The sequence below is a fragment of the Stratiformator vulcanicus genome, assembly GCF_007744515.1.
Lineage (GTDB): Bacteria > Planctomycetota > Planctomycetia > Planctomycetales > Planctomycetaceae > Stratiformator > Stratiformator vulcanicus.
Window position 1 is genome coordinate 830,635 of record NZ_CP036268.1, and the last position, 16,418, is coordinate 847,052.

The 16,418-nt window shown below is 57.1% G+C and carries 15 protein-coding genes; 8 read left to right on the forward strand and 7 right to left on the reverse strand.

From position 1 onward, the window contains the following. Nucleotides 1–29 precede the first annotated feature (29 nt). The 6 genes from Pan189_RS03015 to metW all read left to right on the forward strand — a co-directional run bounded on the left by Pan189_RS03015 (nucleotide 30) and on the right by metW (nucleotide 8,415). The gene (locus tag Pan189_RS03015; protein ID WP_145362485.1) at nucleotides 30–791 is read left to right on the forward strand and encodes a DUF1559 family PulG-like putative transporter; all 762 of its coding nucleotides are present in this window, start codon (nucleotides 30–32) and stop codon (nucleotides 789–791) included. Between the two features lie 86 nt (nucleotides 792–877). Continuing rightward, complete coding sequence (locus Pan189_RS03020) at nucleotides 878–1,426, forward strand: VOC family protein (RefSeq protein WP_145362486.1); 549 nt, start codon at nucleotides 878–880, stop codon at nucleotides 1,424–1,426. Nucleotides 1,427–1,793: 367 nt separating this feature from the next. After that, nucleotides 1,794–3,281, forward strand: coding sequence for a DUF3375 domain-containing protein (locus Pan189_RS03025; RefSeq protein WP_145362487.1), 1,488 nt, complete (start codon nucleotides 1,794–1,796; stop codon nucleotides 3,279–3,281). Nucleotides 3,282–3,349: 68 nt separating this feature from the next. After that, nucleotides 3,350–3,970 (forward strand): DUF4194 domain-containing protein, encoded by a 621-nt coding sequence (locus tag Pan189_RS03030; protein WP_145362488.1) that lies wholly within the window; start codon nucleotides 3,350–3,352, stop codon nucleotides 3,968–3,970. A gap of 50 nt (nucleotides 3,971–4,020) precedes the next feature. After that, complete coding sequence (locus tag Pan189_RS03035) at nucleotides 4,021–7,407, forward strand: ATP-binding protein (protein WP_145362489.1); 3,387 nt, start codon at nucleotides 4,021–4,023, stop codon at nucleotides 7,405–7,407. A 312-nt stretch (nucleotides 7,408–7,719) separates the two neighbouring features. Continuing rightward, on the forward strand, nucleotides 7,720–8,415 hold the full coding sequence (gene metW / locus Pan189_RS03040; RefSeq protein WP_310821009.1) for a methionine biosynthesis protein MetW: 696 nt from the start codon (nucleotides 7,720–7,722) through the stop codon (nucleotides 8,413–8,415). Between the two features lie 115 nt (nucleotides 8,416–8,530). Here the strand turns inward: metW and Pan189_RS03045 are convergent, their stop codons facing one another. Then, a complete protein-coding gene (locus Pan189_RS03045; RefSeq protein ID WP_310821010.1) occupies nucleotides 8,531–9,016 on the reverse strand; it encodes a DUF1499 domain-containing protein in 486 nt (161 codons plus the stop codon). Further along, on the reverse strand, nucleotides 9,013–9,924 hold the full coding sequence (locus Pan189_RS03050; RefSeq protein WP_145362490.1) for a histone deacetylase family protein: 912 nt from the start codon (nucleotides 9,922–9,924) through the stop codon (nucleotides 9,013–9,015). The genes Pan189_RS03045 and Pan189_RS03050 overlap by 4 nt, the downstream gene beginning before the upstream one ends. A gap of 86 nt (nucleotides 9,925–10,010) precedes the next feature. Here Pan189_RS03050 and Pan189_RS03055 point away from each other — a divergent pair, with 86 nt between their 5' ends. Then, the gene (locus Pan189_RS03055) at nucleotides 10,011–10,790 is read left to right on the forward strand and encodes an ABC transporter ATP-binding protein (protein WP_310821011.1); all 780 of its coding nucleotides are present in this window, start codon (nucleotides 10,011–10,013) and stop codon (nucleotides 10,788–10,790) included. After that, entirely contained in the window at nucleotides 10,787–11,554 is a 768-nt protein-coding gene (locus Pan189_RS03060; protein ID WP_145362492.1) for an ABC transporter permease, read from the forward strand. Before Pan189_RS03055 ends, Pan189_RS03060 begins: the two co-directional genes overlap by 4 nt. A 196-nt stretch (nucleotides 11,555–11,750) precedes the next feature. Here the strand turns inward: Pan189_RS03060 and Pan189_RS03065 are convergent, their stop codons facing one another. From Pan189_RS03065 to Pan189_RS03085, 5 genes are all read right to left on the reverse strand, one after another. Beyond that, on the reverse strand, nucleotides 11,751–12,296 hold the full coding sequence (locus Pan189_RS03065; RefSeq protein ID WP_145362493.1) for a hypothetical protein: 546 nt from the start codon (nucleotides 12,294–12,296) through the stop codon (nucleotides 11,751–11,753). A gap of 149 nt (nucleotides 12,297–12,445) precedes the next feature. After that, the gene (locus tag Pan189_RS03070; protein WP_145362494.1) at nucleotides 12,446–12,892 is read right to left on the reverse strand and encodes a hypothetical protein; all 447 of its coding nucleotides are present in this window, start codon (nucleotides 12,890–12,892) and stop codon (nucleotides 12,446–12,448) included. A gap of 48 nt (nucleotides 12,893–12,940) precedes the next feature. Then, nucleotides 12,941–13,162, reverse strand: a complete 222-nt coding sequence (locus Pan189_RS21615) for an Imm27 family immunity protein (RefSeq protein ID WP_145362495.1) — start codon at nucleotides 13,160–13,162, stop codon at nucleotides 12,941–12,943. 147 nt (nucleotides 13,163–13,309) lie between these two features. Further along, the gene (locus Pan189_RS03080) at nucleotides 13,310–14,107 is read right to left on the reverse strand and encodes a transglutaminase domain-containing protein (protein ID WP_145362496.1); all 798 of its coding nucleotides are present in this window, start codon (nucleotides 14,105–14,107) and stop codon (nucleotides 13,310–13,312) included. Nucleotides 14,108–14,161: 54 nt separating this feature from the next. Then, a complete protein-coding gene (locus Pan189_RS03085; protein ID WP_145362497.1) occupies nucleotides 14,162–16,396 on the reverse strand; it encodes a hypothetical protein in 2,235 nt (744 codons plus the stop codon). Nucleotides 16,397–16,418: the final 22 nt, after the last annotated feature.

Below are 16,418 nucleotides of genomic sequence, written 5' to 3' on the forward strand. Positions count from 1 at the left end.
GTTATAAGTGGTAACATAATGAGTTTGCCATGTTGGAAGAATCCTTCGGAATTAAATTATCACGCAGCAGCCGCCGATGGGTCGTTGGCGTGGCTGTTGCGTTCGTGGTTGCGCATGTGTTGGTCGTTGCGGTTTGGCTGGCATTGCCGTCGGTTTCCAGTGGTCGCGGACCGACTCGCCGGTCAATGTGTATGAACCATCTCAAACAAATCGGGTTCGCATTACATAACTACCATGACCAGTGGGGCAGCTTCCCGCCAGCTGTTACCTATGGGCCGGACGGTGAGCCTTGGCATAGCTGGCGCGTATTAATACTACCCTATCTCGATCAATCGCCACTGTACGATCAATATGATTTTGATGAGCCGTGGGACGGGCCGAATAACTTGTCAGTGACAAGGGTTCAATTGCACGTCTATCAGTGCCCGTCTGCAAATATGCTCTTTAAGAACGAAACGCACTATTTTGCCGTGACGGGTGCGAACACCGTGTTTCCGCCCTCGGGTTGTTGCTCGCTTAACCAAATAACCGACGGCTCGTCCAATTCCCTTGCGACCTTCGAACGGTCGGGCAGCGATGTCCCCTGGGCCGCTCCGATAGATCCGGTGTTCGACCCGGCGCGATTGCCCGGCGATCCGTTCGGCTCGCTCGGAGCTCGTAGCTATCACTCCAGCAGCTGCCAATTCCTGTTCTGCGATGGCGCGGTGCGCGGGCTATCGCCCGACATTCCACCCGACACGTTTCGCAATCTCGTCGAGATCAACGACGGCACCTCTCCGGTCGAGTTCTGAGTCACGTCCGGCGGTCGCGCATTCTCGATTTGATCGTGGTAATATCTGTGCTCGGAATCATCCTAAACGCCCCCGGAGTAAACTCCATGAAATCGCTCAAGACGTTGGTTATCGTGTTTTGCTGTTCGTTTTTCACTTCGGCAATCGCCGATGCTCAAGAAAGTGTTCCGGAAGCGAATTTCTCGTCGCCCCGCGTCGACTTCGGCATCGTCGTGACCGACATCGAAAAAGCGAGGGAGTTCTATACGAAGGCCTTAGGGTTGAAAGAGACCGGGACGTTCACAGTCGCGGGGCCGTGGTCGAAGAAAGTGGGTCTGTCGGACAGTGAGCCGTTCAAGGTCTTCATTATGCAGGCCGGCGAAGGGGACGCCGCCACACGGGTCAAGTTGATGCAGTTCGAACGCGTGCGTGGCAGCCGACCCGATAACACGTTCATTCATTCGACCTACGGCATCAGCTACCTCACGATGTACGTCGAGGACCTCGACGCATCGCTCGCACAGGCAGCCAAGGCCGGGGCCAAGCCGATTGCCGATGGCCCGCAAGCGATCGAGGCGAATCCCGAGCTCAGCCTCGCGATTCTCCGCGATCCGGACGGCAATATGATCGAACTCGTTGGCCCAAGAGCGGAATAGTTGTCAGAGCAGCCTGGACCATCGTGGTTGAGTTCAATTTCGTCGGCTCGGGACAACTACGCGGAATCCTGATCCCGTTAATACCCGCGAGCAATTCGATCGTTCGCTTTGAGCGGGCCTGCGCCGTTGAAGCCGGCAATCGTCCGCCTCTTCCGGCTCGTCGCGGCAAAGGGGAGAAGTTGCGGTGAGTCTGGCGATTGGTTCGCTCATGTCGTCGATCCCTGAATTGTGACGGAAACTGGCCAATCGTTCCTACACAAGCGTTTCCGCGCGTTCCTATACTGGAATCGACTTCAATCCGTTGATTCAACGATCGGTCCAGCTGATTGCGGACCGTCGATCGATTTTTGCACACGGCTGCTCACGCATGAACCTGCGGAAGCTAAAGATCTATTTTGACACTTCCCCTGCGCTCGGACTCTTGCGGGCCCGTTCTGCGCCGTACGTGATCGACTTTCTGAACCGGCAATTCAAGCAGCCCGGCCAGATTGCGATCCCCCGCTCCGAATTGCTATCGAACTTGTCGCTCTATCTCGACGATATTCGCGATGCCGACCCGGACGCGATGGGCAATTCGGCTGAGGCCTATCTGCGAGAATGGTGCTCGTCCGACGCCCGTTGGCTACGCCGATTCATCGAGGCCGACCGCGATGAAGAAGTCTTTCAACTCACGCCCTATACCGAAGACGTGTTCGCCTTTCTTGATCAGGTTCTGGAGCGCGATCTTGATTTCGTGGCGACGGAATCCCGACTGAAGATGATCATCGAGACCCTCGCCGATCTTGTCGTGGGGGCATCGGATGATCCCAAAAAACGACTGGCGCACTTGAAGGCCGAACGGGACCGCCTGCAGGAGGAGATCGAACAAATTGAGCGGGACGGTCGGATATCCAAATATCGCCCCGCCCAGATTCGCGAACGATTTTCCAATGCGGTCTTGCTGCTGCGGCAACTGCAGGGCGACTTCCGGGCGGTTGAAGATTCATTTCGCGAAATCACAACGCAGGTGCTCCAGCGGCAACGGCAGGGAGCGGACAGCCGTGGCGAAATCTTGGAGTTTGCGCTCGATCATGAAGACTTACTGAAGCAGGAAGATCAGGGCGTCAGCTTTGATGAGTTCGTCAAATTAATTCTCTCGCCCAAACAGACACAGCGGCTTGAAGAGATCGTCCGCGAGGTTCGGCAAATTCCGGAGTTGTCGAAGCAGCGGGAGGGCTTGGAAGCGGTCCGCAATATGATCACCGTCTTGCAGGTGGAAGCGGAAAAGGTGATGCGGACCAATCAGAATCTCTCCGCCACGCTCCGGCGACTACTTGACGCAAGAGCGTTTGCGGAGCGGAAGCGTGTGTCGGGGCTGTTGGATGACATTCAAAGTTTGGCGACCGAACTTCGCGGCCGACCCGAAGACGAAACGCTCGGTCTCTCGCTCGATTTAACAGCTGGGATTGAATCGCCCTTTCGACGTTCGTTCTGGGTGGAACCGCCCCGATTCGAATCGGTCGACCTCTCCGACTTTCAGCCGGACGATGAGAGTCGCCAAGATGTCTTCGAAAACTTCGCGGCGTTAAAACATCTCGACTGGAATCGCTTGCGCGATCAGATCAAGCACCTGCTGTCTGTCGAAGATGCGCCGTCGCTTGCGGAGCTACTCGAACTGCATCCGGTATCGTCGGGGCTCGTTGAAGTGATTGGCTATCTGCAAATTGCCGCCGAAGACGGGCACCGCATCGATACGACCGACCGGCAGGAGATCGTCGTTTCTGCGGACGACCCCGACGCAACCGACTATCTCGTGACGGTGCCGCGGGTGACGTTCGTGCCACCCAAAAGAAAACGCCGTCGGAAGCCGCGTTGACCGACCAGCTCAAGCGGCAGATCGCCTTTCACTAAACAATACGTCTCACCTATTCGATCGACTTATCGATGTCAGAAAACCTTCCGGAATATCGCGATTGGAGCCTGCCGGCGGTTCGACTGCTGCAAGGCGTTGTCGAGCAGCAGGACGGCCGGGTGTGGGACGTTTTAATGTCGAACGTCTCGCAGCTTGAGCAATATATGGCGAAGATCGGGCTGCGGCTCGTCGTCGACGAAACAGAAGGCTTGGCCTTCTTAAGGCAATTCGACGAAGAAGAACTGCCGGACGGTTATGAAATGATTCCGAGACTATTTCGATCATCTCGACTCAGTTTCGGTCAAACCGTTCTCGCCGTGTTGCTGCGCGATGCGCTGCGAAAATTCGAAGAAGACCAGATCGGCGATGCCCGCTGCGTGGTCGAAGAAGCGGTCCTCTTTGATTCCTGGAAGTCGTTCTTTCCGGATCACAAAGATGAAGTGAAATTGAGGCGGGATTTGCAGTCGACTCTCCGTAAGCTTGAGGGCCTGTCGTTCGTCCGGCCGTTCGGGTCCGACCCGCCCGCCTGGGAAGTCCGCCGCATCTTAAAAGCTCGGCTGACGGCTGAGGTGCTCGAGCACCTGAAAACACAGTTGAAGAACGCGGTTGCGGAGAAACGTATCGCCGCGGTCGTGTCCGATCATTCCGAGTAGACGTTTTAGTACCTGACGGGCGAACCACCACGCCGGATGTTGAAGCTATTATGAAATCGCAATCACACTCCGCGATCGATGCACTCTCACCGCGGGGGTTCCGACTTCACCGGGTGGAACTGCTGAACTGGGGAACCTTTCACGAAAAGATATTCTCGATCCAGCCGAACGGAGACTCTGCGCTGTTGATCGGACAGAACGGATCGGGGAAATCGACGATCGTTGACGCCCTGCTAACGCTGCTCGTTCGTCCCGGCGTCCGCAATTTTAATGTCGCTGCGGGCGCGAAGAAGCGTGAACGGGATGAGAAATCTTATTTGCTGGGCGCCTATGACCGCGGGGGCGATGAGGATTCGCTGAGCGGGCGAACGAAATATCTCCGGCCGAAGGGGGATCACTACACCGTCATCCTTGCGACATTCTGCAACTTGGAGATCGATGAGTCCTTTACCGTCGCACAGCTTCTTTATCTGAGTTCTGATCAGACCGCTCAAAAAATCTATTGCTTCGCCGGCGGCGAGAGATCGATCCAAAGTGATTTTCGAGCTTTGAAGTCCGCTGACGAACTCTTAAAGACGCTGAAGAGCCGCGGATTTAAGGCGACCAAGACATTTCAGGAGTACGAGGGTTGGCTCACGAAGGCGACGCGCACCAAAGCCAAAGCGATGGAGGTCTTTAATCAAACCGTTGCCGTCAAAGATATTCAAAAGCTGAACGATTTCATCCGCAATCACATGCTGGAAGCTCACGATTGGGGCGAGAAGGTCGACCGCCTGCTCTCGCACTTCAATCAGCTCAGCACAGCTCACGACAGCCTGGTCAAGGTCCGGCAGCAGCGCGACTATCTTGAGCCGATTGGAAAGTTCGGACAAGAGTACGCCACCGAGGTTCAATCGCTGGAGCAGGTGACGCGACTGAAGAATGCCGCGGGGCTTTATTTCGCTCAGCGAACGATCGATCTGTTCACGCCACACATCGAAGCCGAGAAAATAGAGCACGCGGCCGTTGCGAATCGGCGTCGACATGTGGCGACGGAAATTGATGAGCAGGACGATTCGCGTCGCTCGCTGCAAAATCAAATTGAACAGGCGGGCGGTGACCGTCTGAAGGAGATACCCCGGCTGATCGATGTGCAGCGGGAACGCGCCGAATCGAAGCGACAGAGGTCACGATCATATGAAGAGGCCCTGCAAGCTCTCAACCTCGAACTGCCGATCAGTGAGGAAGAGTTTAAGGCCTGTCGCTCTGAGTTAACGGATTTGCAGGCCACGATTGAAACGGGAAAAGATCGCATCCTCCTGCAACGCGACGACGCGGTTGTTGAGGTCCGCTCGCTATCAGGCAGATTGAGAGAATTGCGGGGGGAATTGGCGGAGCTGTCGAGTCGTCGCGAAAACTTGCCGGGCTGGTGTGTGAGTCTACGACATGACATGTGCCAAGGACTCGGGTTTCCAGTCCGAGACCTGCCGTTCGCGGCCGAGTTAATTCAAGTTCACCCGGACGAACGGGACTGGGAATCATCCATCGAAAAAGTGCTCCGCGGCTTCGCCTTAAGTCTGCTGGTTCCGCAGCGATACTATGTTCCCGTCACAAATTATGTGGAGCAAACGCGGCTCGCAGTCGGCGGGCGGGGACAACGTCTTGTCTATCTTAGGGTTGGCGAGCAAAAGTCTTCGCCGTCCAGTAATGCCTCGCCGCACTCGTTACTTCAGAAACTCGACTACCGCGACGGCCACCCGCTGTTGCCTTGGCTCAAAGCGGAACTGGTGAAACGTTTTGACTACGCCTGCTGTGACACGATCAAAGAGTTCCGGGTTGCGAAGGGTCTCGCGATGACCGCGAACCGACACGTGAAGTCGGGGTCGATGCGACACGATAAAGATGATCGCGACCATATCTTAAACCCCCGCAATTTTGTTCTCGGCTGGGATAATCGCGAGAAGAAACGGCGTCTTGCCGAAGAGATTGAGCAACTTGCAAACGACGAAGCCGAATTGTCGGCTGCTCTGCAGTCGATCGACGAACAACTCGCCGGCTGGCAACGAAAACAACAGGCGGTCGAAAAGGCGCTGGAAATTCCATTCTTTGAGCGGATCGACTTCGAGTCGCATGAGGACGAGATTCAGCGACTCGAAGCCGAACGCCGGGCGATTGAAAGTAAGTCGAGTGCGATCCAGACCTTGAAGGCGCGTCTGGACGAGGTTGTCGAAACGATTGATGAGCTGAAATTGGAGCGGGACCAACTGATCGGCGACGAGCGGGAATTACAAAATTCAATTACCTCTGCCAAAAAGCAGGTCGACAAAGCCGAGCGGCAGCTTAAGGATGGCCGTCGCGATGGTCGCCTCGAAGAGCATCGCAAGTCTTTTGAGGAACTCGATCTTCAACTCGCCGATCCGCCGATGACGGCGGAAAGCCTGTGGGAACGCAGTCGTCAATGGCGTGATGAAACCGACGGTCAGATCGCCGATCTCAACGAACGCATTGAGCCGATTCGCAATAATCTTACCGATGCGATGTCGCGCTTTCTCCGCGTCTGCCCGGAGCGGGCCGGGGACCTGCGGGCGACCCCGGACTACGTTGACGACTTCCTGCAATTACGGAGCCGGATTCTCGAGGATGACCTGCCGCGTTTCGAGCAGCGTTTTAAGGAGCGCCTTAATCGCAAAGTGATTGAAGAGATCGGCTTGTTCCGCAGTTCGCTGCAACAGGAACGCCGAGAAATTGAGAACAAAATCGAACTGCTGAATCGATCGCTGTGGAAGCTCGACTACCGCCCCGGGATGCACATCCGGCTGGAGCCGCGTCCGATTCATGACGCGGAGATTAATGACTTCCGAATTCGGTTGGACGAATGTGTCGAGGGCAGCTTCGACGACTCTCCGGAAGCGAACGAAGCACGCTTCCTGCGGATTAAAGACTTAATTCTGAAGCTGCGTGACGATGATTCCCGGCGTTGGCGGGATAAGGTCACCGATGTGCGTCGCTGGTTTGATTTCGTGGCCGCGGTCGTCGAGGAAGAGACCTCGAAGATCGTGTCGGAGTATCGTGACAGCAGCGGGCAATCGGGCGGAGAAAAATCGAAACTCGCCTTTACGATTCTCGTCGCCGCGATCGCCTATCAATACGACCTCGACCCTGAAGACCCGGCGCAGGATCGCTTCCGCTTCGTGGTCGTCGATGAGATGTTCTCGAAGGTCGATGATCAGTATGCAGAGTATGCGCTCGAGCTGTTTCGGCAGTTCGGCCTGCAACTGCTGATCGTCGCCCCGCTCGACGCAAAAGCCCGCGTGACGCAGGCTTATGTCGGTTGCTACCTGCATGTGGTGAAGCAAGAGCATCACTCCGCCATTTACGAAATGACCGCCGCGGAGTTTGAACAAATTGCGGAGGATGAAATTTCTGCCAAGCCCCAGCGCCGCGCAAAGGTTCGGTAGAAGCAATTTCAATACCAGCCAGAGGCGCAAGCCGATGGTCGATCAACCAGCGACTTTCCCGACGGCTTGCGCCTCGGGCTGGTATGTTGGGCGATTTGATACCGTTTCTAGATTCGGTTTCTCTCTCAGCTAGAGTTGCAAGCTAAAGTGAGAGGCCCATTGCCGATCGGAGTCTTCGAGAGCCGGGTATGCAATTCGCAAGTGCGAAACTGAGGGGCTCATTCGGTCGTCCCCGAAGGCTGTTTGCGTATAATATGCGGTTCACTTTGGCAAAGTGATGCAGGATTCCACCGAAAAGATTGAATCAATTTGATGGCTGAGGCGACGACACATCCCCCGCGGCGGCAGGTTTGGGGCGGGCCGAATTATCGGTACTGCCTGCCCGATTCGATGACCGCGATGACCGACGAACTGCTGATGCGGGAGATCCCGCCGGGTAGTCGCGTTGTAGACCTCGGTTGCGGTGACGGTCGGCTATTAGGAGGCCTGCTCGAGACGCACGATTGCAGCGTGTTGGGCATCGAATTCGATGAGGATGCCGTGATCGGGGCGATTGGTCGCGGCGTCGGCGTGCTCAAGCTCGACCTCGACGACGGCCTGCCTGACCTGCCGGACGATTCGTTCGATATTGCCGTACTGTCCGAGACGCTGCAGCAGGTCAAGCGGCCCAAGCGTGTGCTCAAAGAAATGAAACGCATCGCCCCGCGGGCGGTCGTGATGGTTCCGAATTTCGGGCACTGGCGGGTCCGGCTTCAAGTCGCGTTGCGAGGGCGGGCCCCGGTCACGTCGTCGCTGCCGTTCGAGTGGTACGACACGCCGAATCTGCACGTGATGTCGATGCGGGATTTCCGCGATCTCGCCCAGCAAATCGGGTTTCGGATATTAAAGGAACTGCCGATCGTCCGCGGCGTCGCCGTCGAGCGGGCCTGGGGAGCCAATCTGCGGGCGGACAGCGCGCTGTATGTGCTTGAACGCTGTGATGCCCCTGAGGAGCCGCAAGGTTCGTAGCGGTCGCTATAATTTCGGAAGGCGCAGGGGCGAAGGGCGTGGATACTTGGTGATTGTGTCCCTTGCTGGCGCTGCGGGCTTGTGCTGCTTACCAATTGGCCCGCCGAAATCTGATTTAAATATCGAATCGTCGCCGAATCTCTTCGACGCGTTTGCGATTCGCGCCGAGGTCGGAATACCCCACCCGCGAGGCCGAACGTACATGGATGACGCCCTGCGATGGGTCAAGCAAGAACTCAACATCGTCCACGTAACGCATGATGGCCGACACGAATTCAACGTGCATGTACTCTTCTGATTGAGTCACGATCGACGTGCGCGGCATCTCCGACACGATTTCACGCAAGCGGGCGAATGCTTCGGCGGGATTGCCCTCAAACTGCAGCGGCGGAACGAAATGAACGTCGTCCGCCGGTGGGTCCTGTGAACAAACGCAGTTCGGTGAATCCGGACAGGCCCGCAGCCCGCCATCGGTGACGCCGAGGTCTTGCGGTCGCTTCGAAAACGGACCGATCATCAGCCATCCTGCTACGAGAAAAGAAACCAGTAGGAGTGACGCGAGCGCGACGACTTTGAATTGCTTGCTCACGGCGCTCGTCATTCAGAATTTGAAGTCATTACTTCGAGGCCGAGGCGGATTGTCTCGAAGTGGATATCGACGATGTCAGTCACGTTTTCCGCGTATCCACCGGCCATTACGACAGCCACCGGCAATTGTCGCTCGCGGCACTGCTCGTAGACAAGCCGATCGCGTCGGGCGAGTCCCTCTTTGGTCAGCTTCATTCGGCCGAGCCGATCATGCTCGAACGGGTCGGCTCCCGAAACGTAGATGACAATGTCGGGGCTGAACCGAACAAACACTGCTTCCAAACCGGTATTGAGTTGCTCGAGATACGGGGCATCCTCCGTGCCGTCCGGCAGGCCGATGTCGAGATCGCTGACTTCTTTGCGGGAGGGGAAATTTCGGGCGCCGTGAATCGAAAACGTGAAGATCGAAGCGTCACCCCGGCAGATCGCGGCCGTCCCGTTGCCCTGGTGGACGTCGCAATCGATCACCAACACCTCACCGACGTCGCCCGTCGCCTGCAGTTCGCGTGCGGCGACTGCGGCATCGTTGAAGATGCAAAAGCCCTCCCCCGCATTGCGAAAGGCGTGATGCGTGCCGCCGGCCAGATTGGCGGCAAAGCCATCTTGCAATGCGGCCCGGCAGGCGGCGATCGTCGCCCCGCTCGACCGGCGGGAGCGCTCGACCATTTGCGGACTCCACGGGAACCCCGTTCGGAGGATCTCTTTCCGGGTCAGTGTGCCCTCGATCACCCGCTGCAGATACTCGGCATCGTGAGCCCTCAGAAGTTGCCCATCGGTCGCCGCGTCCGGCACTCGCAGAATTGCGTCCGCTCGTTCGGCGGCCTCAAATCGCTCGCGCAGCAGCCGATACTTCGACATCGGAAACCGATGCCCGTCCGGCAGCGGCAGAACGAATGTGTCGGTATAAAACAGATTCGGCATGTTTTTCTCGAGCGGACGCGGCATTATTCACGACACCGCCCCCGTTTCCACTGCTTCGCCTCATCCGATTTCTCATCAACGCCGCTTTGAATACCACTTCAGAGTCTAACGCCGCTGATCTGGCCGTCTCGCTCGCGGGCGTGACGCTCGATTACGGGCGACCCCGCTCGGTATTCCGGGCATTGGAGTCGGTCGACCTCCGCATCTCCGCGGGGGAGTTCGTTTCGATCATCGGGCCCTCCGGCTGCGGGAAGAGTTCTTTACTGCGGACGATCGCCGGACTCGAAGAACCGACCTCGGGCATATCGCAAATCGTCGCGGCTCCCGCGGAGCGGTCCTTCGTGTTTCAGGAGTCCAACTTGCTGCCGTGGCGGACGGCGCTCGCGAATGCTCGCCTGCCGCTCGAATTGATCGGGGCTGAGAAATCAACGCGTCGAAAACGCTGCGAGGCGGCGCTGGAGCGAGCGCGATTCGCATCGGCGGACTTTCAAAAGCGCCCTGGGGCACTCTCGGGTGGGATGCGAATGCGGGTCGCGCTCGCCCGGGCCTTCGTGACGGAGCCGGCGTTGCTGTTGCTCGATGAACCGTTCGCGGCGCTGGACGACCTGCTCCGACAAAAGCTGAATGACGAACTTCGGCGAGACTGGTCGCTTAACCGTTGGACAGGGGTGTTCGTCACGCACAACGTGGCCGAGGCGGTTTTTCTGTCGACGCGGGTGCTGGTCATGAGCGGACCGCCGGGACGCATCGTTGCCGACGTGCCGATCGACCTGCCGGAGCAGCGCCGTGAGGAACTAAGAACGTCGACGGAGTTCACAACACTCGTGCGGTCGGTCGCCTCCAACTTGAAGGAGGCCGCGACGTGACAGGTTGGTTGTGGCGAGCCTTGCCTCCGGTCGCCGTCCTATTGGCGACTGTGATTGCGTGGCAGTTGATCGTGAGTCTCGGCGAGTTGCCGCGGTATCTGCTTCCGTCACCTTATGAGGTGTCGTCAGCCGTCGCCGCTCGCCCGCTTCATTTCGCGACGGCCACCGTTCGCACGCTGATTGCCGCCCTCGCCGGTTTTATGGCGAGTTTGATTCTGGGTGTCGCCATCGCGATCGTCTTCGCACAGTCCCGCATCATCCGGACCGCGTTCTACCCCTATGCGATCTTCCTGCAGACCGTGCCGATCGTGGCTATCGCCCCGTTACTCATCCTGTGGCTCGGCTACGGACTGCAGAGCGTCATCGCGGTCTCGCTGGTCGTGAGCCTCTTCCCGATCATCGCCAACACGACGGCCGGATTGACCCGCGTTCCGCCGGAGTACTTACGACTGTTTCGGCTCTATCAGACCGGCCGCCTGCGAGAACTCCGGCTGCTCCGATTGCCCCATGCGGTTCCGAACTTAATCACAGGCGCAAAAACCAGTGCCGGTCTGGCAGTGATCGGAGCAATCGTCGGCGAATTCTTCGCCGGCTACGGCAGCGGCGCGACAGGACTGGGCCAATTAATTAAAGCCAATGCCGACCAATCGCGAACACCGGAACTATTCGCCTCGGTCCTGCTGGCGACCCTCTTAGGGGTCTTAATTTTCGGCCTTGTTAATTTAGCCGGCAATACGATTTTACGAACTTGGTATGAGGAGTGATTGTTTAAGGTTCAAGGGGGATGGGGTAGCCCGGCCGACAAGTCGGCCGGGTCGCGCAGCGACAAGATGGCTTTCGAGAAGCTATAGAACGTGCGAAACCGCTGTCATGTTCGTAAGCCGCTCGAACAACATCCTATGCCTGTCGGCACCCGGCCGACGAGTCGGCCGGGCCACCCACGTTGCCATCAATTGTCAATCAGCACCTCGCAATAAAACTATAGTCGTGTCCGGTCGAGTACACTGGGATATCACCAATATTCATATAAGTCCGTGCGGAGTAAATAAGTTTTTGAAATTGAATGACTACAAGCAGGCTGAATAGGTAAGCGGCTTCGGATCCGAGTTCATTCGAAGCGTAAATTTGCTGAAGGTCTTCCATTCCGGTAAGCGTGCATTCGGGCCAGAGATCGCTTTGCCAGTTTGAAATCCAATCCGTGTCTTCAATGCCACCGTCTGTTTGGTAGGCGAAAAGGTCGAAATACCACCGATCGGGATTAATATCGAACCCGTTTGTCTCGGTGTAAATGGCGCCCACAGCGAATTGCTTGGATTCGCGCTCGACGAATGCATTGATCTCTATGGCGACATCGCGAGGGTCGTTCGTGAACTCGGACTTCAGCACGTGATCAAACGGAGACGGGGGCTCTTCGAACAGAGCTTTTCGAACAATCTCTTCGCATTTCGCGTAGTCGTTCCGCAGAAGGTGCGGAGTCGCTTCATCTGCCACATCGAACCAATCCATTGACACTACTCCGATAATACGTCGCTCGACTGGTGTTGATCCGAAGAAGTGCTTGAAGAATTCTAAAGGCGGGTAGCGGGTAGCCCGGCCGATTCGTCGGCCGGGCCACCCGCGCAGATCGAATGGAAGGAGTACCGTAAGCTTATTGTCTATTCGGGCTGTACGCTACTTCTGTCATCATGCTCGGCGTGCAATTCGAGAAAGTTTTTTGCGTCGGTTCGGACATCGCTGTCCGCGGCTTTGTTCTCTGCAATAGCGTGAAGAATTCTTAAGAAGGTGCCGTGGTTCTTGTCTTTCGCATTTACAATTCGATTGGCGAGCCAGACTGTCAGTCTCGTCGGCTTACGGTTGAGCGACTCTTGGAGTTCCGCCTCGTAGCCACTCCCGTAACACCTTTCAATCTCATGCACAAGTGGCCCCGGAGCACCAAAGTTGTGCTGGGGATGTCTCTCGAATAAACGGAGAATCGCTCCCACGGCGGGGCAGATATCGGACTGCTCTGCTAATTCGTCGGCAAGCTGTTCTGGCCGGATATCGTCCTGACTCAGGAGTTCAATTTCCTGGATTTCGGTTATTATTGTCGCTAATTGTTTCACTTGTCGTTTCCCGTCGTTTCTCGCGACGTAACGAAGGCCCGTGGCGGATTAAGGTTTATCGGGACTGGTTCCTTTACGCAGTCGTGGAGGCCCCCCTCCATGGTAATCGCTTTCGGGGTAATCCATTGTAAATAAAATGCCGGTCGACGGGCATTGGTAGTGCTCAAGCCATAAATTTGTATCGACACTTATCGATTTGAGGTGAAGGTCGGCATAAGTTCTTGCCGATGCACCATTTATTTCTGATATCTCATCGCACTTGCAATTCATTAGGAATGCCAAAAAACGTGAATTTGTGCCTCCGTTTGCGAGCAAGGTTTAGGTCACAAACCCTCGGCCGTCGCTATCTGTGATAAATGCCTCGGGCTTGTATCTTAAGCAGGCTGATTTCGTTCTTAAAGATTAATCACCCCTGCCCTACGTCGGCGGTTGATTCAAGCGTTCCACGGTGACCGACATGTCGAGGATTTCCAGTGGGTCGCCGAATTGGTTGTAGAGGGCGACGTCGGCGGCGTCGCGGCCGTAGGCGATGGCGACGCGGCCGCCGGAGAGATCGTTTTGCGTCGGGTCGAAGGTGTACCAGCGATTTCCCACGTAGGCTTCAAACCAGGCGTGAAGGTCCATCGGTTGGAGCGTCTCCAGATAGCCCACGACCATGCGGGCCGGGATCGAGAGGGCGCGGCACAGCGCGATCCCCAGATGAGCCATGTCTCGGCAGACGGCTTCGGTGCGTTCATTGACCTCCGACGCGCTGATAATCAGTTGGCCGGTGCCGGGCACGTACTGCATTGTGTCGCGAATATAGTGCACGATCGCCGTGCACTGGTCGTAGCCCGGCTGATACCCGGCGGTCAGCGACGCCGCCATCGTTGAGAAACGATCCGACTCGCAGTACCTGCTGGGCAATAGAAACGGGATCGTCGATTCGGGGAGGTTCTGCACCTCGATGAACCACGCACCGGGGGCGGTGTCGACGTGATCGGCCGCGAGGATGTCGGCCGAGGTTCGAATCGAGAACGGACCCTCCGGCGAAGTCAGCCGCTGACATAAATTCCCGAACGGATCGGCGAATTCGATCGCGGGCACGCTCGGCGTGAGCACGTATTGCTCCCGCGCCACCCACTGCTGGGCCCCGCTTCGGGGCCGCAGCATGAGGATGAACGGCGTCGCCACGGGGGCGTTAAATTCCAGCGAGCAGGAGGCTCTGAGCCACATGATGATCTCAATTGATCTCAGTTATGGCTCAGAGCGGTGCGCCCGTGCGGAGCCTTATTTGGAGAGGACCAGATACATCGTATCCTCCGGCAGGGTCACATGCACGATGCCGGCCTTATCCGACGCGATACCGACCTCTTTGGCGGGATAGCCGTTGACGTCGAGCAGCATCGCTTTGCTGATGTTGGAGTTCTTCAAAATCAGCGTGACCTGCGTATTGGCGATTTGGTACGGGTCTTCGCCGAGGCTCGTGATTTCCTCGCCCTCGACCTCTTCCTTATTTCGACCGAACGCTTCGGTGGTGGGCTTGGTTGACCAACCGGTGCGACGGGCCGTCGTCCCGACTTGAACGAGGATTTTCTCCGAGTCCGCCAGCGACATGCCATCCATGGAAACCAGTTGGACGGTCGCGTAGTCGTTGGTCGAATCGATGGTAACGTCGGAGAGTTCGAATCGGCCGCCCGCCTTTTTTAAGAATCCGGTGACGCCCTGAGCGGCGGGGGCGTCGAGTGTGAAAATGCCGTCGCCGTAATCCCACTTCAGTTCGTCGGTGGTCGACGTGATGGTCTGCTCTTCGGCGTCCAAGCGATCGGAGAAATCTTCGACGATTAAGTCGTCCTCCTCGGCCGCGATCTCGGAGACGCAGCGGCCGACCAGTAACGCGACGGGGCTGATCCGGCCGTCGGGTGTTTTTGTCGACGTCAACAGGTTGGACTCGTCAGTCACGCCGTCGATTTCGCGGTCATCGAGCGGGGCCGGCTCCCGCCGGTACATCGACTCCACCGACCGCACTTCCTTCACTAACACATCGGACTGCTCTACATATCCTTCCCGGAACAGCAGCGAGTTGGCCGGGAGCATTCCCGCGTGCATCGGCGTCGAGAAGGTCCATTTTAAGATCGGATGCTCGCCGTTAATCGTCCAGAAACGCCGCGCCATGTCTTTCTCATACCGGGCTGCGCCCGCGGAGAACCAGAACGCGGCATCGAACCCGGTCAGCGACGTGTGAGCCGCCACGAGGAAAGGCCCCTCGCTTTGGTAAAGGTTGGGGTGCTTCCAACTGGTTTCGGTCAACATCGTGGGGTGCCCGACCGTCTGCTTTAAAGTCGTCGACAAATCGAGCGGCTTATAGAGTGTGCTTTCGCTGACGATGAAGTCGCCTTTATTAATTCGATAGCCATGGGTGCCGTCGGGGGCTTTGTGTGCGTAGCCTCGACCCACATAAATGTTCTCGGCATCGACGTCGAGCGCATCGTAAGTGTATCGCTCCAACGCCTTCATTTTAAGGTTATTGGCGGTCTGCCAGTTGGTGGCGTTCAAGAGTTGCTTACAGCCGAGATCGTCACGGAGATAGCTGCCCATTCGAGCGTAAAAATCGCGTTGGTAGGTGGTATAGAACTCCGTCTGATCACGCAGGCGTTTCTCAAGCCGACCGGAAACGTCCATCGTCATTTGGTAGATGTCGAGGAGGCCGAGGATGCCGTTGTCGAGGTCGTCCCGCTTCCACTTGTGTCCGTCCCACGCTTTGCTTGCGGCCGCGAGCGATCCGTACTTTTCGGTCAGGAAGTCGGAGTAGGCTCGTTCGAGCTTCCGCATTGAGACGTCGGGGATGCGAGAATTCGTCCAGAACAGCAGGCTGTCTTCATTGTGGACCTGAATAATCGCGACGGTCGGGTCATCCTTAATGGCGAGTCCGGTATGTGGGTTGACCGTCGTATAGAGTTTTTTAGTCCAAACTTTATAGGCATCCTGCATCCGCTCTTCGATGAACAGGGCTCCCCAAGGATACTTGCCGGTGTAGCCTTCGAGTTCCCAACTCTCCGGAGTATTAAAGTGCCCGTAGAATGGGGAAATGGTGACATAGATGCCGTTCTTTTTTGCGGCGGCAAGGAAACGGAAGATGCCGTCAATCGTTTTTTGATTGACATCAGTGATCTTCGAGCCTTCCTTTTTATTGCACACCGTGGTGTGCAGGCGGGCCATGTTGACGCCGATCTTGGCGAGGAAGCGGCAATGCTCTTCCATCTCCTCGGCCGACTTCGAGTAAAGGCCGGTTCCGATCGCCCAGAACCGCGCGGGGGTTCCGTCACCCAGCACAAAGTCGTCGCCATCTTCGGAGAGTCGGACGAATCCGTTCTGGCCCGACTCGTCTTCGTTCAGGTAACGCAGGTCGAGCAGGGCGTCATCGGTGAAGGCGTCGTCGCCCGGCTTGAAGGCCCATGTACCGGACTCGGCCAGCGCGACCATGGGAACGGCCACGAGTATCGCGGAGAAAATCAGCGAACGCATCGGTTTTCCTCTTACTATTAGT